The sequence below is a fragment of the Limnobacter sp. UBA3528 genome, from assembly GCF_002377005.1.
Lineage (GTDB): Bacteria > Pseudomonadota > Gammaproteobacteria > Burkholderiales > Burkholderiaceae_B > Limnobacter.
Map to the genome: position 1 here is coordinate 17,477 of NZ_DFOZ01000027.1, position 21,055 is coordinate 38,531.

15 protein-coding genes and 1 pseudogene are annotated in these 21,055 nt (G+C 47.0%); 12 read left to right on the forward strand and 4 right to left on the reverse strand.

Annotated elements, in window-relative coordinates:
• From B4N58_RS07865 to B4N58_RS07880, 4 genes and pseudogenes are all read right to left on the reverse strand, one after another.
• Window positions 1-1,983, reverse strand: a complete 1,983-nt coding sequence (locus tag B4N58_RS07865; protein WP_291747814.1) for an ATP-dependent nuclease — start codon at window positions 1,981-1,983, stop codon at window positions 1-3.
• Between the two features lie 97 nt (window positions 1,984-2,080).
• A pseudogene (locus B4N58_RS15675) lies at window positions 2,081-2,328 on the reverse strand (integrase core domain-containing protein); the annotation flags it as partial.
• Between the two features lie 848 nt (window positions 2,329-3,176).
• Window positions 3,177-6,920, reverse strand: a complete 3,744-nt coding sequence (locus tag B4N58_RS07875) for an RHS repeat-associated core domain-containing protein (protein ID WP_291747817.1) — start codon at window positions 6,918-6,920, stop codon at window positions 3,177-3,179.
• Between the two features lie 228 nt (window positions 6,921-7,148).
• Window positions 7,149-10,082: a hypothetical protein gene (locus tag B4N58_RS07880; RefSeq protein ID WP_291747820.1), complete on the reverse strand. Its 2,934-nt coding sequence runs from the start codon at window positions 10,080-10,082 to the stop codon at window positions 7,149-7,151.
• Between the two features lie 683 nt (window positions 10,083-10,765).
• Between B4N58_RS07880 and gspG the strand changes: the two genes are divergently transcribed.
• The 12 genes from gspG to B4N58_RS07940 all read left to right on the forward strand — a co-directional run bounded on the left by gspG (window position 10,766) and on the right by B4N58_RS07940 (window position 20,885).
• Window positions 10,766-11,206 (forward strand): type II secretion system major pseudopilin GspG, encoded by a 441-nt coding sequence (gspG, locus tag B4N58_RS07885; RefSeq protein WP_291747823.1) that lies wholly within the window; start codon window positions 10,766-10,768, stop codon window positions 11,204-11,206.
• Window positions 11,207-11,212: 6 nt separating this feature from the next.
• A complete protein-coding gene (locus B4N58_RS07890) occupies window positions 11,213-12,400 on the forward strand; it encodes a type II secretion system F family protein (protein ID WP_291747825.1) in 1,188 nt (395 codons plus the stop codon).
• Window positions 12,397-13,983 (forward strand): GspE/PulE family protein, encoded by a 1,587-nt coding sequence (locus B4N58_RS07895; RefSeq protein WP_291747829.1) that lies wholly within the window; start codon window positions 12,397-12,399, stop codon window positions 13,981-13,983. Before B4N58_RS07890 ends, B4N58_RS07895 begins: the two co-directional genes overlap by 4 nt.
• Entirely contained in the window at window positions 13,964-14,641 is a 678-nt protein-coding gene (locus B4N58_RS07900) for a hypothetical protein (RefSeq protein ID WP_291747833.1), read from the forward strand. The genes B4N58_RS07895 and B4N58_RS07900 overlap by 20 nt, the downstream gene beginning before the upstream one ends.
• The gene (locus tag B4N58_RS07905) at window positions 14,628-15,131 is read left to right on the forward strand and encodes a PilN domain-containing protein (protein WP_291747836.1); all 504 of its coding nucleotides are present in this window, start codon (window positions 14,628-14,630) and stop codon (window positions 15,129-15,131) included. The genes B4N58_RS07900 and B4N58_RS07905 overlap by 14 nt, the downstream gene beginning before the upstream one ends.
• Window positions 15,124-15,675, forward strand: a complete 552-nt coding sequence (locus B4N58_RS07910; RefSeq protein ID WP_291747839.1) for a hypothetical protein — start codon at window positions 15,124-15,126, stop codon at window positions 15,673-15,675. Before B4N58_RS07905 ends, B4N58_RS07910 begins: the two co-directional genes overlap by 8 nt.
• The gene (locus tag B4N58_RS07915; RefSeq protein WP_291747841.1) at window positions 15,654-16,217 is read left to right on the forward strand and encodes a hypothetical protein; all 564 of its coding nucleotides are present in this window, start codon (window positions 15,654-15,656) and stop codon (window positions 16,215-16,217) included. Before B4N58_RS07910 ends, B4N58_RS07915 begins: the two co-directional genes overlap by 22 nt.
• A complete protein-coding gene (locus B4N58_RS07920) occupies window positions 16,214-18,160 on the forward strand; it encodes a secretin N-terminal domain-containing protein (protein ID WP_291747844.1) in 1,947 nt (648 codons plus the stop codon). Before B4N58_RS07915 ends, B4N58_RS07920 begins: the two co-directional genes overlap by 4 nt.
• Window positions 18,157-18,633: a type II secretion system protein gene (locus B4N58_RS07925; protein ID WP_291747847.1), complete on the forward strand. Its 477-nt coding sequence runs from the start codon at window positions 18,157-18,159 to the stop codon at window positions 18,631-18,633. Before B4N58_RS07920 ends, B4N58_RS07925 begins: the two co-directional genes overlap by 4 nt.
• A gap of 5 nt (window positions 18,634-18,638) precedes the next feature.
• Window positions 18,639-19,022, forward strand: coding sequence for a type II secretion system protein (locus B4N58_RS07930; protein ID WP_291747850.1), 384 nt, complete (start codon window positions 18,639-18,641; stop codon window positions 19,020-19,022).
• A 703-nt stretch (window positions 19,023-19,725) separates the two neighbouring features.
• Complete coding sequence (locus B4N58_RS07935) at window positions 19,726-20,190, forward strand: MbcA/ParS/Xre antitoxin family protein (protein ID WP_291747853.1); 465 nt, start codon at window positions 19,726-19,728, stop codon at window positions 20,188-20,190.
• A 206-nt stretch (window positions 20,191-20,396) separates the two neighbouring features.
• Complete coding sequence (locus B4N58_RS07940) at window positions 20,397-20,885, forward strand: hypothetical protein (protein WP_291747855.1); 489 nt, start codon at window positions 20,397-20,399, stop codon at window positions 20,883-20,885.
• Window positions 20,886-21,055 lie beyond the last annotated feature (170 nt).

Sequence of the window (21,055 nt, forward strand, 5' to 3'; positions counted from 1 at the left end):
CTAGTCCCTCCGCAAGAACTTGGCGATGTGATTGAGAACCTCTTCCAGCACGGCAGGCATACCGGTTCTACAGTCATTTTTCTTAATGTGCGTCAAGGCCGCCAGATGCGTTGCTGGCTTGCTGTTGGTAAGAAAGTGATAGCGGTAATTAGGAAAAAGTTCAGGATAGTCTTTGAACGGTCCGGCATAGGGTTTGAGCCCTGGTCCTTCGGTCCCCAGCACAACTTTTGCTGCTTTATCTATAGCCATTCTCGGGCCGCAGCCCTTAGGGATAATAGCTTGGTACGCACTAGGGAACGCTTTAAGCATAGCAAGATCGAGATCCAGTGGTGCTGAGAAATATACGCCATGTGATTTGAGACTATCGACCCAAGCCATGAGATTCTTCTGATCCTCTGCATCCTCCCAAGTATGCATCATTGCAAAATCCGCATCGGACAGGATGCCCTTGTCAATTTTCAAAAGCTTGTCCTTACGCACATTGACGTCGATGAGCTTCTCGATCGCAGTCTTTACTCGGCCAAAGCCACCGCCGTCTCGCCCAAGGTCAAGATCTAGGAGGGTCGCATGCGGAATGCCAAGGTGGGTCAGCAATCGCCAAAAATGCTGAGTATGACGTCCGCCCAAGGGGACGATCGCGACAAAGGCTGGATCAATAAGGAGATCGAGCGACTTCGCCAGAAATGGGAGGACAATACGCTCCGAATCGCCCTCTACGAGTAGGACGAAGCGGGCGAAGTATAGTTCTGGGTAAGCGAGCATGGCACCACGAACGAACTTGGCAGCCTCGTCAGTCCCTGTCGGAAGTAGTATCTTTTTTACTGACGAGACACGTGTTTTCGGATCGCAACGGCAGTAGCGAACTTCAGGCGGATTTACGCGGCTCAGCACTGCCGGTGAATGGCTGGTAATAATAGCTTGTGCCCCTCCCGCATCGGTCAGTGAGCGAATCTGCCCAATAATTCGGGCGAGATAGTAAGGCGAGAGATGGTTCTCCGGCTCCTCTAGAGCGAATAACGTCAGTGCGGGTATATGTAGCGTGTCTTCACGAAATCCTTCTACCGTACCGGCCACCACCTCACGCTCTAGATCGAAAACGGCCGCAGCCAAAGCGAAGTAATAAAGTGATTGCTGTCCATCGCTCAAAGCATCTAGGCCACGCTCCCGACCGCCTGGTCCTTGCTCAAAGATGACGGCAATCTTGTTGACGACCTCCTCGAACCGACGACTGACTAGGCTGAGCCTAGGTTTAGAATCAACCACATCATCGTGGAGGCCCAACCATCGTGCTTGCAAGGCTTTACTGATCGCGGCAATCGCCGATTCACCCTCGAATGCGCTAGTAAGGTTTTCGGTTGCATCTTGAACGGCCTCTTCTGTTTCGGATGACCATTCAATAGCACGAAGTAGGCGTGCGGCGAGTGCTCCGGCCGTTGCCTTAACCTGAGCTGCTGCGTCCCGGCTGGCAGGTGTGTAGTAGAGCTGGATTAAGCCACGATCCGCCGCGAGAACTGGGTGACACGAATCCTTATCCGGATCATCGTCAAGCGTATCAACCCAGAAAAGTTCCTGTGAAATCTCACCTTCAATCGTTCCGTCATCTTCCCACCGAGCTTCGAGGCGCAGGCGGCAAACCGGCGAGTCCCCTTCTCGCAGGATTAACATATGCCGGAAAGAGGGAGCTATGACCTCAGGTGTCGCAGTTCCATCGGCTAGCTCGTGCAACCCTATCAGCACATCGACAAACAAATCCCTGGCTGTGCGATCATCGGGGTCCTCCTCGACTCCCGAGTGAAAATCTGAACGAAGGACTGTACGTTGCGAACGCGACACGCCGAACATTTTTGATAACGCGTGCAGTAGTGCTGTTTTGCCAGCTGCGTTTGGACCAACGACGGCTGTAATTTCCGATGCAATCGGTATTGTTATTGGTTCTGGGCCAAAACAACGAAAACCCGACAACTTTATAGATTCAATACGCACTGAATATCCCCCGCGTGCGACAACGCATGTATTTAATATGAGTATTTTTGTATCGCAACCTATTGCTTACAGTGACAATGACCTGCCCGGGAATTTCCTACCAATGAGAACTTAACTTTCGAGTCTGGGTTGGTAAATTGTTTTGCAATCCTGCCACGAATTCATTCGGGGTCCGGTAGTTCAAACTGGAATGCGGTCGAAATGCATTGAATGCTACCTCGAGTCTTCAATAATTACTCTTGCTTCAAGTCTGTTCAGAAACCACTCCATCGACAGCCATTCATCCCTGAATTTACCGTTGAAGATTTTGTTGGTTCCGTTTTGCCATGGCCTGCCAGGATCAATCATCACACTTTCAAGGTCACGATCCACCAGCAGTTTGCGTAGTCGCGCATCCTCACTTTCAGCGTTTTTACGCGTCGAACTCCATCGGTTTCCAAGTCGCCAAATTTCTTGTGCCACGCACAAATTGTATGTTCGTTTACATCGTGGCGTTTGGGCAATCTACACTACGGCGTCTTTTTCAGTTTCTCTCAGGATTCCAACAATCTGTTTCATCGCTGAATCGGCCTCGTTTTATTTAGTGTTTTAATTAGCTGATAGACCATTGTAGTTGAGTCACGTTGGATCGAAAAATCCAGAGCGGGTCAACGGGCTGATTGTAAAAATTTTGGCAGTTTTTTATGGAATGGCGGAAAACTTACCCCATCACCACAAAAAAATTAACAACGAACTTGCGCGCATTCATGGTAAGACCGAGTTATCCAAGATCAATCAAATAATATTTAACACTACTTAACCCCAGCACTAACAAATCTAACATAAGCGAAAAAGCATAAAACTAATCCAAGCATGGTTGCTGGGAAAAAGTTTGAGATAAAAATGTCAAATCCAAATTTCAGATTGTAAAAATAAACCAAAGGGGCGATTAACAAGTAGGTCAAGTATAAAGAAACTGCGATTTTTGCATTTTCACGCGCCGTAAAGTAATAAGCCACCCACAAAAGACATGAAAGCAAAATCGACTGAATAAACAAATCTAAAAAAAACAACTCGGAGTAAATTAATAAAGCCAAAAACAGTAAAGAGAAAAAAAGTATAGGATATCTAGAGTCAATCCAATATTTCCATCTTTCATATGAAACACTCGAACTCTCGGGTACAAAAAATTTTCTTTTATTCATAGCAAATTCCTATTTGTTCTCTACAATTTTATTTTTCGCATCTATTACCGTTTGACTCATTGCGTCTCTAGCTATAGTAGGAGAAACCCCAACCACAGGAAAAATTCTTCTCATAATTAGCGATATGCTGCTATCAGCCGCGAACGTAACAGGATTGGGATTTAACATAATGCCAGTGAAGCTCATACTTACCCCTACCAAAGCCAGAGGCACCGCTGGTGCATTATAAGGCGGTGTAAATCCGGCAACAAATCCAGAGAACATGACAACGTGTCCACCATATTCATCTAAGGTCTCAGCCGTGTTAGTTCTAAACTCACGTCCCTCTTTAGTACTAAAAAAACCTTTTCTATCTGAAACCCCGGCCCTGCGATCTGCCATCGATAACGCGGGATCTGAGTATCTCGCCTGATTATAAAGGTAAGCAAACGCCCCTGTAATCGCTCCATTGGAGAACTTGCCCCCGGTCAGCTCAGATATGGTGCCTCCCACTGTACCTGCCATCAATGCACCTGTGAACTTGTCTGAGAAGGTTGTACTTCCCGCAAATTCAGCAATGTATGGCGAAGTAATTTTCGTGAATCCTCCAGCAAGAGCTCCACTGCCGCAATCTCCACCGTTAAGCGTGGCTGAGGCACAACCCAGGGCTGCATGCGAAGCAATTGCTTCGGCACTAGCAAATGTTCCAGGCGCTGTCCCGAATTTCTGCCCAATTTGCCCGGCAAGCCCACCTGTGAATCCACCAATGAATGCGCTTTTCAGGTTACCTCCACTACCCACAAAGCTGCCAGCAAATCCACCTGCTGCACCTGCACCAAACGCTCCACCAATAAATTTACTAGCAGTGTACCAATCACCAACGGAGATACCAATTGCAATTCCCACTACTGCTCTGAACAGACTGTTCTTGAACAACTTCTTGAGGAAGAATCCAGAGGGATCTGTATAACTCAGCGGGTTGTTGTTCACATACGCATAGCGGTTGTAGTTCTGCAGGTTCGTCGGCTGCGCTATAAACGGATCCGCACTCATGAATCGACCTAAGCTCGCATCGTAAATACGCCCGTTCATATGCACCAAACCCAAATGATCTAGGTGCTCATGCCCGGTAAATCCGCGATCGGTTTCGCCCAATAAGTGGCCGCCATTGGCCGTGTAATCCGTCCCGTTGAGGTTTCGTCGCTTGCCCCACGCGTCGTAGCTGTATCTCTCCAGTACCGTACCCGTCTCTCCCGTAATCAACACAACGCTGCCTAAGTGATCCTTATGCAAGTATTTAGTGCTCACCGTCTCAGTAGTTGTTTCAGACTGACCTAACAAACCTCCAAGTAGGTTGGGCTTCACCACTGAAATTGAGTCTATATGCAGCACTTTACCCGCAATGTAGTATTTTGCTTGTGTGGAACTGGTGCTCGTGTTGCTGCTTTGCTCCAACTCAAAGTTATTTACATACCAGGTGATAATGTTTCGTCCGTCGTATGCTGCAGTTTGTTTGACGCGCTGGTGCTCTGGCCCGTACCTGAAGCTGCTGTTCTGGCTGCCCTGCGTGATGGTATCAACCATGTTAAAGCTCATCCAGCTCACCGTGGCTCCACCCCCTGTGAGCATATTACCGTTGGCGTCATACGTGTAGCTCGGGCTATTCGCGCCGTGCACACTGCCCGTGATTTTGGTGAGCTGGTGTGGCTTGGTGGTTGTGCCATAGGTATAGGTGCGGGCATCCTTGGTGATGATGTTGCCGTACTTGTTATAAGTCACCGTTTTGCCTGGCACGCCGGTGGTTCCAGTGGTGCTGGTCAGACGGTTCAAACTGTCGTAGCCTAAGTTCTCTGCCCGGGCAACTGGGGTGCCAGTGTTGCCTGGTGCTCCAAAGTCCATCCAGCTCCTGGCACTCAGATTGTTCTCGCTGTCGAAACTGTAACCCTCGGCGAGCCGATCCGCCGTGGTTGTAGTCGTGCCCACCGCGTTTGTCTTCAAACGTCCCCAAGCATCGGATTGCGACACTTCAATCAAACCATTGCCCATGGTAACTCGGGCAATCTGGTCCATTCCGCTAGCCACAAGACTGTGCATTTCCCACAGTTTTGTATTGGCAGTGTGATTCAATTGGCGAATCAAACCGACTCCGCTGTATTCATTGCGCACGATAAAGCCGGCTGTGGGCGCGGCATTGGTGGTGGGCGCTGCGTTGGGCTGCACGCGGGCCGGGTATACGTGGCGCGCCACTCGACCGGTCGTGGATGCATACACGGTACCGCTCCAGAATACGTTGCCATCCATGGCAACTCGTTCACTCACTTCCCGACCAATACTGTCATAACAATGCACTCGGTCGTAACCAGTGCTGGTGGTGGCTTGAGTCAGCTTTCCTTTGGCTGTATTGGGTGCTGCAGCACAATGGCTGCTGTGAGTATCATAGCTCCAGGTGCTGATCAGGTCAGCCTCCCGCCTTTCGGTTTGACGCCCAGCTACATCGTAGGCAATCGTGGTGAGTTGGCCTTTGCCATTTTGCTGAAGTCGAAGCTCACCAACGGCGTTGTACCGGTACTGCCAAGTGCCCATGTGAGGATCTGTCATGGCGGTCTTTCTGCCACGAAGATCGTATGTAATTGTTGTGATCACTCCACTGGCGTCGGTCTGGATCTGATTGCCCAGCGCATCATAGGTGTGGGTGATGGTGTTGTTTTGCGCATCGGTCACACTGATCAACTGACCCAACACGTTGTAGGTGCTGCTGGTGGTTTGCCCTTTGGTGTTTGTGCTGCTGTTGCTCAAACCATTGTAAGCCACCGTGCGTGCATAGCGGCCATTGACCTTGTTCGCAGTGTTGGTGGCACCTGCATCTTCTGTTTCTTCTCGCACAACCCGGTTCAAGATGTCGTAGGTGCTGTAGGCCCACTGAATGGTTTGTGTCGCAGTGTGTCCGATACTATCCGCAAGGTAAGTGTTGCTCTTTTTAGCCACGCGACCCCATGCGTCATACACGGTGTCTTGCGTGCTCCAGGTCCAGGAGGTGGTACCAGTGAGCACCTGGGTTTGGCTGCGAATGACACGGTTCTGGTTGTCGTAGTAAGTTCTTGAGACTGGGCCGATCTGTGCGTTACTGCTGCTGAGGTTGCCAGTACGAATGTAGTAGTACGGGGTCACACCCTGAATGCTGGTGGGACAGGCGCCCGAGGCTGCACCTGTACAGAACGCATATTCCCAGTAAGTCTTGCTACCATCGGGACGCACCTCACCGGTTTTTCGTCCAAAATCATCATACGTCCAGGTGGTGATCAGTCCATTGGGGCCAGTTTGTTTGCTCACCGTACCAAAGCGCGGATCAAACTCCTGGGTTTCGCTGTGCCCCAGTGCGTTGGTGTTGCTGGTTGGGAACTGACCTGCCACCGGGTTCACGGTAGTGGCGCTGTAACTGGTGCTCAGGGTGCGCGCGGAAAACTGGGCGTAGTTGCCACCGACAGTGGCTGTGGCCGGGGGCGCTGGGGGTGCGGCGGCCTCATTGCCCACACCAGCAATGGCCGAACCATTGCAATTTCTTGTTTGGGTTGACGTGCGGTTGCCATAGGCATCTAGGGTGTATTGAGTGGCAACACACAAGGTGGCATTGGTCGGTTCGACCACTTCACGGATCAGAACCCCATCAGCGTCATACACAAAAGCGCTAGTTCGGGTAACTGTTTCTGCTTGAGCAACTGTTGCCGCAAATAACAATGGCAGTACAAGCCCTAGGGTCTGAAGAAGTGGTCTCATGTCCGTATGAACCTTCTGTTCTGTAGTTTATTTATTGGTCTTATTCGCTTGGCTCAAGGGCTAAACCTTGCTGACGTGGATAAAACTTTTTAATTTATCCACATCAACATGAAAGTCCTAATGGACCGGGCTCCAATTGATTTTTTCTTTAATACTTGTTTTTCTATCCTCAATACCTACCAAAGCGGTCGGTTTTTGAAGTGTCGACTTTTCTTAAAACATTTGTAATCAAGGTTTGACATGGGTGACGGCACTTTTAATTAGTCTGCCCTGTCTGGCTCGCTCGGCATTACTGTCATACGTGTTGATGGTAGTGCGGCTGTAACCACTGGCTGTTCCATCGGGGTTTAGTGTTTGCTCCTGCATTTGGGTGGCGTTCCCGTACCCATCAAGTGTGGTGAGTGTGCGTTTTCGCGGCAACTCCACCCCTTGTTGCGAGGTAGATGTCATTTCCCACTGCCGGGTGGTGCTATCGGCCGTGTACGGGATCACAATCTGTCCGTTGAGTGCTGCCGTGCCACAGGTTTGTGCAGTGGCATTGGCAAGGGTTCTTACCCGAATGATGCTGTCCGTCTGCTCACGCAATCCACCCAATGGCAACTTCACCTGGGTTTGCACCGCCATCCCCAAACATGGCCACTGTTGCGAGTACGTTGAGCGCAACGTCGGCATCGACACACCGTCTGAACCAGTCATCTGGCTCTCCATCCACTCAAATCCCAAAAAGCCCCGGCCATACTGTCTGTCAACTTTTCCCCCAAAATATCTAAAGTTTGTGGTGCTGAATCCTCCAATACCATTTGACTCACGAACTTCTTTGGTTACGACAAAACCGCCTGGCAAGTTTGCCAATGGCCATGTGTAACCGGATTGCGAACCAAACGAAGAAATTTCTCGAGAAGAAGAAAAGGTTGGTAAGATTTCATGACTGTTAACAGTGATTTTTTTAATAGTGGAATAGTGCGAGCTTTTCTGCAGTTTACAAACCAAGCCAGAAGCGCGTCTTATGCAATAGTCAGGCTTTCCGTCATTATTTAAATCCACAAAACGGCCAGTAGAATAGGTAGAAGCTAACTCCAAGTCTGCCCCAGGCTCAAGACTCACCCCATTTACGGTCACTGGAGTTAAATTTAAGATCGAACCCAAATGACAGCGGATGGTCAGATTTTCGCGGAAACAAACATCGGGAAAATTATCTTGATTTACGTCTCCGAGGTAAAAGTAAGAGCCTTTAATCGGAGAAGACCATCCATCAGCGTCAGTAAAAGCCGGATATTTATTTGATGGGGACAAGAAATCAGAAAAACCAAGGCTTCCAGAAAAATTGGAGGGAGATACGCTGATCCCGCAGCGATAACCCGACGATGTTTTTAAACAGAAGTCATCACTACCGTCATTAGAAATGTCAACATAAACGATTGAATTAATATATGAGGTAACTCCAGTAGGCAAAGCAGGGCCGTTAACCTCCCTGATGAAATTAATACCGTTACTCAAGTGACATTTTGAGGCTCCGTTAATTCCACATACATCGACAAAACCATCGCCATTAATGTCTGCGAATCTGATTGTGCTGTAGGCTGATTCGTTTGACCATCCAAGAGAATCTGAGAACGCTGGGCCGCGTTTAGGTAAACCAAAACTTGAGCCGTTGCCCAACCAGCAAACTATACCATCTGCATCTCTGCCACATAAATCGGAGAATGAGTCGCCATTGAAGTCCAGATGTATCAGTGAAGAATATCTAGATTTTTGATTCCATCCGATCGAATCGCTTAGATTTGGCCCTCTAAAACTAGTCGGAAAAGAATTTCCCGTGCCAATCCAACAGATGATGCCGGATGCGTCTTTGGCACATATATCTGCTTTTCCGTCACGGTTAAGATCTGGATATTGAATCGTTGAATAGCGTTGAGTGACACCCCATCCTGCTGCATCAGATAAAGGCGGTCCATTGAAGGGAGATAGAAACTGGCTACCATCAAAAATTCTACACTTAATGCCCGTAGATTCTCTATAGCAGAGATCGCTGTTACCATCTCCGTTCAGGTCAGGGTAAGAGATTGTCTCATAGTATTCTGGCTTATTAAAAGAATTAGCGTTAGACAGTCCACTTACTGAAATCGCTTCATTAAGGTCAGAATAAATTATATTTTGAGTATTTGAGTTCCACTCGAACGCAACACTTGGTAAACAATTGGATGCCACACACTCCTGGATAGATGTCAAATATTTCTCGTTGTTCGCCCCGGCCACTTGGTAAGTAAGTTGGTAGGATAGAACGACCTCACCGCTTAAATTCCATTGCGGAGAATAATCAACTGTACCCGTGTAAGTTATAGATGGGTTTTTACGAATCTGAATGCCGCGGATGGTACTGGCGGTGATGTAATAATAACCAGCCCCTGCGTTGAACTGCCCACCTTCCAATACCAATTCGGTTTTACCAAACGGATCTTGAGCAGTACCATATCCAAATTCAACACAATAATCAAATCCTTTATTTACCCTTATGTTCCCAGTGTAGCAAACGGCTCTTATCATATTTGGATTAAAACTGGCAGTGTAAAATGCCTTCCAATAATTTCCCTTGGAGTCAATTACAGATTCCAGTACAAAGCTATGCACAAATAAAGGTATAGACGAATTAAAAATTCCAATCCTTTTAACATATTTTTTAATTTCACCAGACTTTGTATGAACCTCAAAATACTTGGATTTATCTAGTGAAGAGGTATCAACCCCAATTATCTTGGATCCATCATATAGTTGTGTTTCATATATTGCACCATCTTGATGGTATGCGCCTGTTTTTAGTACTAGTCTTACTCCATCAAGGCACCAGACGTCTGAATTTGTGTAGGATAAGCTACCCTTAACTCCATCGACTTCTAGAGATTTTGCACATCTGTGAATTGTGCTTAATCCACCAACAACAAATCCTTTGCCCAATATGTCATGAGAATAACCGTTGTTGTACTCAATTGTTATGGGAGGCTTAACACCTGCTATACCTGGTGGCAATCTGAGTGGATATTTATATTCAAAGGCACCTGAAGAGTTAACATCCCAAGTCCCACGTCTATCCATTTGCGCATACACACTTAAGTGAAGCAAGGCGGCAAAGAGCGTGAATGTGATTTTAATAATTTTATTTAGCATTACACAGACCTTCTATTTGTTTATGTTTTTACCTGCACTTAAGAAAAACTTTGCGGCTTGAAATTGAATTTACAATATCATTTAGTTTTTAAAGATTTATTTTTTCTCAAAAAATTTTTAATCAAGATAAAGCCATTTAAATGGCATTTGGAAAAATCGCATTAATCATTAAGTGAGACTTTATTGATATTTAGTTTTATTAGTCATGACGCCATTGAATTAACGAATTACACTAGAGCTATCGATTTTTTGTGTGCTTGGTTTGATTTTATAAATTAAACTTCGACTTTGATAAATCTATTTTTTTAACTTTTTGCGATTCATAACTTTGCCTCATTAGTTTTTTACTGAGCATGGCAAATGGCGGTTTGATGCCAAGTTAAATTCATAATCATCGTGTTGCGCAGTTGATTAAGATTGTCCAAATTTGTTAGGAGTTGTTGCCTTCACCGTCTGCGTATGTTCAAGCCACGGGGCTAACCTCTGCGCAATATTGGACTGTTACAGGTACTACAATTAGATAGTGTAAATTTTCATCTTTATACCCCTAAAATGAGGGGGGGAGCAAACGTTAATAAACTCTGAGGGATCTAGTTTGAATACAGAATTTCTAATGTTTGGTAGTATTTGTACGCTCAATCGCAATACACTGTTACCAAGACTAATTCGAAAAATTTGTTAAAATGTGTATCTCGTCGAAACGTCATCTGGGCTTTACCCTGCTTGAACTTCTAGTGGTGTTAGTCATTCTTGGCCTCTTGGCAGCCTATGTTGGCCCACGCTATTTTGGCCAACTGGGCAAAGCTGAATCTAAATCAGCTCAAACGCAAATCAATGGCTTTGGCAAAGCACTTGATGCCTATCGGCTGGACACGGGCACCTACCCAAGCACCGCACAGGGCCTAATGGCTTTGTATCAAAAGCCAGCTCAAATCAATAATTGGTTTGGTCCTTATCTGGACAAACCTCCACCTGCCGACCCATGGGGTAAAGCCTATGAATATCGTTCACCAGGTCAGCACGGTGAGTACGACTTATTTACCTTGGGCAAAGATGCAAGCCCCGGGGGTGAATCAGAGAATGCTGATGTCACCAGCTGGGTTTCTGTCGGAAATTCGCGATAAATCAGCATGCCGCAATTCAACATCACAGCCATTGATCATTCTGGCGTACTTCAAACGCAGCGAATGAATGCGGATTCAAAGCAGCAGGCCGAATCATTGTGCATTGAAATGGGTTTGCAAGTCATTTCGGTCAAATTGCCATGGAGCCAACGTTTTGCAAGTAATTCACGCTCCAGCTTCAAACTGACTCCTTTCGCAGAGGAATTGCTGGCACTTCAAAAAGCAGGTCTTTCAATTTCAGAAAGCTTGAAGGGCTTGCACAGCAAAGCCAATGAATCACAAAAGCCAGTTTTGTCGGGGTTGATGCAAAGCATTAACCAAGGGCAAACTTTTTCCAACGCCTTGACCAACTACCCCGATGAGTTTCCTGCTCTGCTTCGCGCCTTAGTGCAAGCTGCAGAAACAACATCCGACCTGCCACAAGCTATTGAGAAATACCTGGAATATGCGCAACAGGCTGACCTGATCAAACGCAAAATTTCCAACGCAGCGCTTTACCCCAGCCTTCTGTTGTTGGTCGGTGGTGGTGTGTTGTTGTTTTTGCTGATGTACGTTATTCCACGCTTTGCCGGTGTGTACGAAGGGCTGCAAGGCGACCTACCCTGGCTTTCTGAAGTGCTGTTGTGGTGGGGCCGAGCAATGCGAGATCACGCGGCTTGGGTGTTCATGACCCTCTCGGGGTTGACATACGCTATTTACTCGACAATCAAGAACGCGAGTTACCAACGAAAAGTTTTGCAGTTTTTGCTTCGAAATCCCACTTTGGCAAAGCTCTGGCAGGGTTACCGTTTAAGCAGACTGTACCGTGCGCTGGGCTTGCTGCTAAGCGGTGGTATTCCAATACAAACGTCACTGGCCCAAGTAGAACAATTGCTGGGACAAGATGAAGTTCAACAACTCAAAAAAGTAAGTCAACGTATCGCAGAGGGCGAGCCTCTTTCAACCGCCTTGGCTGAATCAAAACTAACGACTGAGATTTCTTTTCAAATGTTGGCTGTAGGCGAGCGTACGGGCTCTGTGGGCGAGATGCTCACCAAAACCGCACAATTTTTAGAAGCTGATACTAGCAAAGCGGTGGAGGCATTCTCCAGAATATTCGAGCCGCTGTTGATGGCCCTTATTGGTCTGATTATTGGCGTGGTGGTGGTGTTGATGTATATGCCGATTTTTGAATTGGCCAACAGCTTGCAATGATGACGCACGAAGAAACATCTGCAACCAATCCATTTGCTTGGCCAGTGCTGAAAAGCGAGGCTTTAAGCGAACTCAAACCAGACTTTACAGCCCTGCCTATTTCAGCCGTCCGTAAATGGGCATGTGCCTTGGCTTTTTGCGAGAAAGATCGAGAAGCTGTGTGGCTTGTGTGCAATCCACACAAGCCACACCTTTTTGATTGGGCCATTGAACACATACCCGGACAAGCATTGAAAAATCCCAAGTTGGTGCCTGAAGAGGATTTCAACTCATGGCTCAATACGCTGGAAGGGGCGATGCGGGCGCTCACGCAAGCAGACGATTTAACTACAGATGAAGGTGATCGCGGGGACCATGGATTGCACCTTTCCATAGCCAGTATTTCGCAAACCGCCAATGCTGTGGTGCGTTTGGTCGACTCCACTTTGTTTGATGCGCTGCAAGTGGGAGCATCTGATATTCACCTGGAAAGCGACACTTCTGGACTTACGGTGAAATATCGGCTCGATGGTGCTTTGAATCATGCAGCAAAAATTGACACCCTGGCGATGGCGGATCAAATGATATCCAGAATCAAGGTACTTGCCGAACTAGACATTGGCGAACGACGAATTCCGCAAGATGGTCGTTTTAAGGTGAACTGCTTGGGCAAATCAATTGATTTGCGAGTGTCCATCATGCCCAGTGTTTATGGCGAGGATGCGGTACTGCGTTTGCTCGACCGAAGCACACTGACTGCACAATCACAGCAATTAACCCTGGAAGCCTTGGGCTTTGACCAATCCACCCTTTTGCAAATTCGCCGATTGGCCAAAGCACCCTACGGCATGTTCCTGGTAACAGGCCCCACAGGTTCGGGGAAAACCACCACCCTGTATGCGGCACTCACCGAATCAAAAACAGAGGAAGAAAAAGTAATCACCATTGAAGATCCGGTGGAATACAAACTGGACGGGGTACTGCAAATTCCGGTGAATGAGAAAAAAGGACTGACCTTTGCAAAAGGATTGCGATCCATTTTGCGCCACGACCCCGACAAAATCATGGTGGGGGAAATACGCGATGCAGACACCGCACAAGTGGCTGTTCAATCGGCACTCACCGGGCACTTGGTGTTCACCTCGGTTCATGCCAACAATGCTTTTGACGTGCTGGGGCGATTTTTGCACATGGGCCTGGACCCTTACACTTTCGTGTCGGCATTAAATGGCGTTGTGGCGCAACGGCTTGTGCGCATGCTCTGTGAGCATTGTAAGCAGCCTATGCTCAGCGATGAAGTGAGTTCCGAATTGCTGCAAAGTTTGGGGCACGAACACCCAGATATCCAAACGTATCCAATTTTTAAATCCGTGGGTTGTCCGCATTGCCGGGGCACGGGCTACAAAGGCAGAAAAGCCATTGCCGAGGTATTGCTGATTGACGATGTGCTGCGCGACAAAATTGCAAACCGGGATGCCATGCAAACTATAAAAGCATATGCACTAAGCAAAGGCACGGTGCCTTTGCTGGAAAAAGGGATGCAGTTGGTAAGAGCAGGTAAAACCACTTTGGATGAGGTGAGCCGTGTGGCCTTTTCAAACTAAACAGTTGTCTGCATATTTAAGCAACCAAGGCTTGCTGGCATGGGTAACGCCGAAGGAGAAAGGGCAAGCCAAGTTACAAGAGCTATCTGCAATCGAACTTGAAGAACTAATCCACTCTATTGATACCGATAGTCGGTTACCTGCCACTTTTAAGAGACATAACACAACCCTCCGCCTGGCGCCCAGCCTTGGGCGTTGCTACTCATTGCAAGCCGTGAAGAATAAGTTAGATGCGTCTGAACTAAAAGGGCTTGCCGAGCATTGGGGTAAAGCTTTTATGGGCCCAAAGTACACTGCATGGAAATGGAAAGCCTTACAAGCTCGGCCGGGACACCCTATTTTGCTGTGTGCATGCCAAGTCGATGCTAAGAACCAGAACGTGTTTCGTAGTGTGAAGCCTGAATTGCTCAATCTGATTGATTCTATAAACGCCAACGATTCCGCTTGGGTGGTTTGTCGAGATGAGGTCTTGGTGCAAAGCGCGTTGGTTTTGGATGGAACTATTGCCTCTATTCGCACTTGGCCGAGTCACTACACCAGCCATGTGAAAGAGGTGATCGAAAAACACATGTCGCTCACTGATGATACATGGGGGACCAACATTCACCATGTCGTTGAATCACGCCTTGGGGAGGTGCAAACGCATGGCGCGGTATGACATCAATTTTTCAAGCAATCAGCAAAGTGTGCAACGCGACAAGCTAGTACTAGGCCTGCTTCTACTTGTTTTGATCGCCATTCTTGCTGGTGTGTATGCGAGTAAGGTGCAACTTGAACAGGCCAGTACCGAGCAACAATTGCTTCAGAAAAAGCTTGTGGAGGCAAGAACAATTAAGCCAGCCACACTGGAGAAGAAACTTCAAAGCTATTGGACAGAATCAAAGGCCGATTGGGCTGGGCTTTTCTCGACACTCGAGGAGTCGAAGAATTCAGACATTACTTTGCTGTCGGTCGATCCTCGACTTTCTGAGCAACGCGTACTAATTTCTGGTCTTGCAAGGAATCAAGAAACGCTTAACTTCTACCTCACCAAGCTGGAATCTTCAAAAGCCCTGAGTCAGGTGGAATTACAGCGTTACCGACGCACCACGAACAGCCCGAATGGCTTGGAGTTTTTTGCTGTGACCAACTGGATTGCTCATGACTAAATCCTCGCAATCCCTTACCCAACCATTGCATGCGTTACTGGCACAGCCAGACAAGCGAAGAGCGGCAATTGTTGTGTTGCTCGCTTTGAATGTAACCTTTGCAATTTGGCTCGGAATGAATGTCCACCGATCTGCTAAAACACATCAGGATACCTTGGGTTTAATGCAGGCCAATCAGTCAACGCTTGACGCTTTAGATGTAGAACAGGACGAGCAACGCAACCTGGAAGAAACAATCAAGAAAAGGTTAGCAAATCGCGATGATTTGAATAGCATGATTTTGGCGCTGGAGAGCACTGCGCCTGCACACGGAGTGACGCTTTCGGATGCGAATCAGACTTTTGTGGAAGCCAGTCGTGACAAATTGCCGCATTCGCTGATTCAATACAGCGTACAGGGAAGCTATTCTGGTGTGCTTCAATTTGTTGCCGAATCACTGAACAAACACGAGGCATTGGTGCTTAAGAGTTTGACCTTTCGCCGGTCGGACCCCTTGGTCAGCAACATGCAAATTAATCTTGAATGGGCGCTTTATTACCGATGAAGCCACCGATGAAAAACCTTTTACTCCAACCAAAGGTTCGGCTCGCACTGCTTCTCACTATCGTGCTTGGGTTGTTGATTTTGAATTTGACTGCACCACCCGTTCAATATCTTGACCAAGAGCAAGATGTCGCGAAAATACCGGCAACCAACAACAAACCGCAGACTTTGCTCGGATCATTTGGTGCGCAAGTGGGACGACCTAAGTGGGAGCCTTCTGGTGAGGACATCTTTGTAGAAGTTTCTGTGAATATGACAACTCAAGAACCTGTTGAACCTTCTGAGCCGCCTGCGCCAACAGTAGCGCCTCCTACACCCGAACCAGTTGCGCCGCTCTTGCCCTACGTAGTCATGGCAAAGTTCAAAAGTGGCGAGAAATCCACAATCTATCTGCGATCGGGAAACAACACCATACCCGTATCTGAGGGCGCTTTACTTGGAAACGGTGACTACAAAATTGAAAATATTTCAGAATCCGTGGTGTCCATTCGATACCTGCCCATGAACCATTTGCACGAACTGAGTTTGAGTGGCCTAGAGTGAATAATAACAAGCTGATTACATTGACTTTACTGGCTTTTCTGCTGTCCGGCTGCGCCGCTTCACAAGCCTATCGCGAGGGTAACAAGCTTCTAGAGGCAGGAGATTCGTTCACTGGTCTGGCCAAGCTGGAGGAGGCCATGATCAAGGATCCGATGAATACAGAATACAGAGCAGTGTATTTCCGGCAGAAGGAAAGCTTGATTAACCGCACTCTGGCGCAGGCTGAAAGCAAGGCGAATCTTGGAGCGTTTGACGATGCCAGAAGCGAGTTTACTCGTGTACTTGGTTTGGATGCCAACAACATACGCGCAAGTCGAGGCTTGGAACAACTTGAAGCAGCTTCCAGGTCTAATCAGTATTCAAGTCAAGCGACCCAACTACTTCGTCAAGGCAAACTTGCTGAAGGTAACAAATTGCTTGGTGAAGCACTCGCCCTTCAGCCGAATAATTCAACACTGCTGAGCTTGAAAGACGAGTTTGAACAAGAGATGGGGGTAAAGGCCAAACAGGCGGCCACTGAGCTTGGGCCACAGTTCAAAAAAGAAGTGTCATTCAGTTTTAGAGATGCGCCTGTTGCATCCGTATTTGATGCCCTGGTACATGCCACAGGTATCAACTTCATTTTCGACAAAGATGTACGAACAGATACACGTACCTCAATGACCATCAAACAAAAACCCATGATTGATGTACTGCGGGTGATCTTGTCGATGAACCAACTCAACCACCGCGTTCTGGACGACAGCACGATATTGATTTACCCCAATACGGCGGCCAAGGCGGATGAGTATCAAGAACTAATCATTCGAAATTTTTACTTGAGCCATTCGAATGTTCAGCAAACGGCAAACATGCTGAAGTCCATGGCTAAAGCAAAAGAAATTTTTGTAGATGAACGGTTAAATTTGATTGTTATGAAAGATACCCGCGAGACCATTAACTTAGCGGAGAAACTCATTGCCACTCAAGATTTGCCAGAGCCTGAGGTGATGCTGGAGCTGGAAGTTCTGGAAATTGCCACCAACAAAATGCGTGATCTGGGTATCCGTTGGCCGGATCAAATTTCTGGTTCAGTCACTGGCTCTGGTGGCGTACGAGGTGAATTGACCTATAACGAGTTTAGAAATCCTTCCAAAGGCTTGGTGACCATACAGGTCAACAATCCCTTGATCACTGCCACCTTACGCCAGTTGGATGGTGATGCAAGCCTATTGGCCAACCCGCGTATTCGAATCAAAAACAGGGCCAAAGCAAACATTTTGATTGGCGAACGTGTGCCCGTGGTGACCACCACCACAACTGCCAATGTGGGTACAAGTGAATCGGTAAACTATTTGGATGTCGGTTTGAAACTGAATTTGGAACCCATCATTTCACTGGATCAGCAGGTATCCATGAATGTGAGTCTGGAAGTGTCCAATATTTTGGAAACTATTACCCGCACATCGGGTTTGCAGACTTACCGACTGGGCACAAGAAACGCATCAACTGTGCTGAGGGTGAAAGACGGGGAAACGCAGATCTTAGCCGGGCTCATTCAACAAGATGAGCGAAATTCTGCACAACGCGTTCCCTTTCTGGGCGACTTTCCGGTGCTTGGCCGTCTATTCTCAAGCACATCAGAAAATGGAGTAAAAACTGAAATTGTGTTGTTGATTACCCCCAGAATTATTCAGAACATCCCCCTTCCCGTCAGTGGCAAAAGCGAAATATTCTCGGGCACACAGAATGCATTGGGCGCAACACCAATTCAATTGAGAGGATTGTCCAACTCTGGTGCAAACAACAACGGGAACATACCCTCTGCACCGGTTAACAATTCAATTATCAATGAAAGCCAAATGAGTAGTCAGCCCCCGTCAGTTGTTGAACAGTTTCAACCTAGAAACCCCAACAATGAGCAAGGTGTATTCATTCCTCCCATGCCTGGAGTTGCGCAGTGAATACGCGTGTACACCGCGGGTTCACGCTCATTGAACTCCTGATTGTGGTGGTAATCATGGGGGTACTTGCATCAATTGCTTTACCACTTACCGAGCTGGCTTCCAAACGCTCAAAAGAAGAGGAGCTGCGTACGGCTCTTCGACAAATTCGCATCGCACTGGATGCTTACAAAAAAGCCGCTGACGAAAACAGGATTGAGCGCGCATCCGATGCCTCTGGCTACCCACCCAACCTTGCGGTGCTGGTTGATGGCGTTCCCGCCATCAACATTCCAGACAGACGTCCAATCTACTTTTTGCGCCGAATGCCACGGGACCCATTCGCCGATAAACATACGCCCGCACTAGAAACATGGGGCTTAAGAAGTTATGAAAGCCCACCCGATGCACCCAAAGCGGGTGACGATGTTTTTGATGTGTACTCCAAATCTACTGATGTTGGTTTCAACGGCATTCCCTACAAGCAATGGTAAAGAAAATGTACAAACCCAAACACGGTTTTACGCTGATTGAACTGTTGGTAGTACTGGCCATTCTGGCAACGCTTCTCACAATTGCTGTTCCCCGATATTTCAACAGTGTCGACAGTGCCAAGGAAGCCTCGCTGAAACAAAACCTGTTGGTACTGCGCGACGCCATCGACAAGTACCATGCAGACAATGGCGAATATCCAAATAGCCTTGAGGCGCTTGCGCAAGATAGATACATTCGATTTGTTCCTGAAGACCCCATGACCCAATCAAAAGAAAGCTGGGTGCTTGTCAAGCCTCAAGGCGCAGATGAAGAATCGAAACTTATCTACGATGTGCGAAGTGGAGCACTAGGTAACTCAAGAGACGGGGAGCCGTATGCGACATGGTAGCGGAGTCTGTTCGAACCAAGATGGATTTACCTATCTAATTCTGCTTTTCTCAATCGCTATTTTGGGTATTGGGCTTGCCACCACAGGCGTGATCTGGAGCACAGAATCGCGATTGGCCAAAGAACGAGAACTGGAATTCATTGGGCAAGAGTTCGTTCGAGCCATCGAGAGCTACTACAACTCGACTCCAGGAGACGTGAAGACCTACCCTCAGACCCTAGAAGAACTAGTAAACGACACACGATTTTTGTTTACCAAGAGGCACCTGCGAAAAATTTACATGAACCCGTTCAATAACGATAATCGCTGGGAACTTATTTATCACCCGCTAGGTGGCATTAATGGCGTAAAGCTGACGGTAAGCGGTTCATCTACACGAAAGAAAATGGAATTCATTGCTGTACCTGAGTTAAGACATTCAACTCGATAATACACTCTGTGAATAGCGCCGCTTTCCCTAGGCACTTTTTATCCTCACAATGGACTACCCCGCCTATCGTGGACAACTCACGGTTAATATTGGACTACCCCCACTATGCATATCAGGGCCGTACAGATTTGAGAGCCAGTTCAGTCATAACTAATCCAACTCACCTAAAAAAAACAACATAGCGTGCAGGTCACTTAGCTGCTCAGAATCTGTATTTTTTGACTTAGTTGAGATACATTAACTAACCAGCCTAGGGACATTGCGGAGTCAAAATTGTCGATTTCTTTGCATCAAAAAGATAACTTTGCCAACTACCTAAGCTCTGTTTACAAAACCACCTTAGTAGAGCGGGTTGGGTTGATCAGGGCTGGAATACCAGCCGACTATTTTTACGACACTGCCCAAGCAATGGAAGTCAGTCTGGCTGATTTGTCCAAATGTCTCGGAGTACCTCTGTCGTTGGTCTACTCAATCAAGTCCAGAGGCTCACCCAGTCAAAAAAAGAGTCTGTCCAATCAGCTTATTGGAATTCACCTGTTAATAGCTCAGGTACAGAATCTTGTCGAGGAATGTGGTGATCCTGAAGGGTTTGATGCTGCCAAATGGCTTGGGGATTGGGGCTTTAGTCCCAATGCTTCCTTGGGTGGCCATCGCCCAGCAGATTACTTTGATACCGTGGTGGGCCAGAATGTAATAGCCAATCTGCTTTCCGCCATACGTTATGGTGTCTATCAATAACCATCGAGGTGATGTTAACCTATCAGACATCCTTAGAGGATGTCATTGATATTAGAAAATTTTTTCCTGCATCTACAATGTCTATTTAGAGCTAATTAAATATTAACTAAGCAAAAAATATTATCAGCCAAAAGAAACTATTTAGAGCAAACTTTTCATGACAATTCTCACATCAAATTTTAATCACTCTATTTAAACTTAATACGATGAAAACTCCAAATCCTGAATATATCGAAAAAGATTATCCTCGCTTCAAGTTCCCAGGATTTGGCTCCGATGGAACCTGCTATTTACGAGTAAGAGTTAACCAAACAGGGGCTGTTGTTTTATGCTGCCAACTTTTAAACTATAATGGAACCTCAATCACAAATGCCGCTGAACAAATTTTTAAAACCTTTCTAAAGCAACCACCTGAAGGCATTACACTAAACCAACTCATCGAAAAAAAACCTTGGTGGAAAATTTGGACTTCAGACAAAGAAAAATTGGAAAGTATAATTCAAAAAACTGTGTGGGTAGAGATTTACCCCCCTGGCACAGGGTTATCTCCAAATGGGTCTATTGCTTTGGTATCCTTCGACAATGACCTCAATCCGGTATGGAATTACGTATCCAAAAAAGTAGCCGCTGCAGAGTGTGGCGTAGAGGAATCATTTTTTAACCTAAACCTCAAATATCTTAATTACAATGCTTAAACGACTTATACCTTATGAAACGGAGCTAATAAATAGAATCCATCTACAACTTCCCCATTATATGATTTCAGAAAATAGCCTCATCGGTGCCGCCTCTGACGGCCATCAGGCTGAAGCAATCATTCAACAATTCATAGTCAAATTGCTTGTTCCACATTTGCCGTCCCCAG

What these genes read in the sequence shown, in the direction of transcription:
- B4N58_RS07895 (WP_291747829.1), top strand. Translation starts at nt 12,397, where the DNA reads ATGATGACGCACGAAGAAACATCTGCAACCAATCCATTTGCTTGGCCA.
- B4N58_RS07940 (WP_291747855.1), top strand. Translation starts at nt 20,397, where the DNA reads ATGAAAACTCCAAATCCTGAATATATCGAAAAAGATTATCCTCGCTTC.
- B4N58_RS07905 (WP_291747836.1), top strand. Translation starts at nt 14,628, where the DNA reads ATGGCGCGGTATGACATCAATTTTTCAAGCAATCAGCAAAGTGTGCAA.
- gspG (WP_291747823.1), top strand. Translation starts at nt 10,766, where the DNA reads ATGTGTATCTCGTCGAAACGTCATCTGGGCTTTACCCTGCTTGAACTT.
- B4N58_RS07880 (WP_291747820.1), bottom strand. Translation starts at nt 10,082, where the DNA reads ATGCTAAATAAAATTATTAAAATCACATTCACGCTCTTTGCCGCCTTG.
- B4N58_RS07915 (WP_291747841.1), top strand. Translation starts at nt 15,654, where the DNA reads ATGGGCGCTTTATTACCGATGAAGCCACCGATGAAAAACCTTTTACTC.
- B4N58_RS07890 (WP_291747825.1), top strand. Translation starts at nt 11,213, where the DNA reads ATGCCGCAATTCAACATCACAGCCATTGATCATTCTGGCGTACTTCAA.
- B4N58_RS07875 (WP_291747817.1), bottom strand. Translation starts at nt 6,920, where the DNA reads ATGAGACCACTTCTTCAGACCCTAGGGCTTGTACTGCCATTGTTATTT.
- B4N58_RS07910 (WP_291747839.1), top strand. Translation starts at nt 15,124, where the DNA reads ATGACTAAATCCTCGCAATCCCTTACCCAACCATTGCATGCGTTACTG.
- B4N58_RS07930 (WP_291747850.1), top strand. Translation starts at nt 18,639, where the DNA reads ATGTACAAACCCAAACACGGTTTTACGCTGATTGAACTGTTGGTAGTA.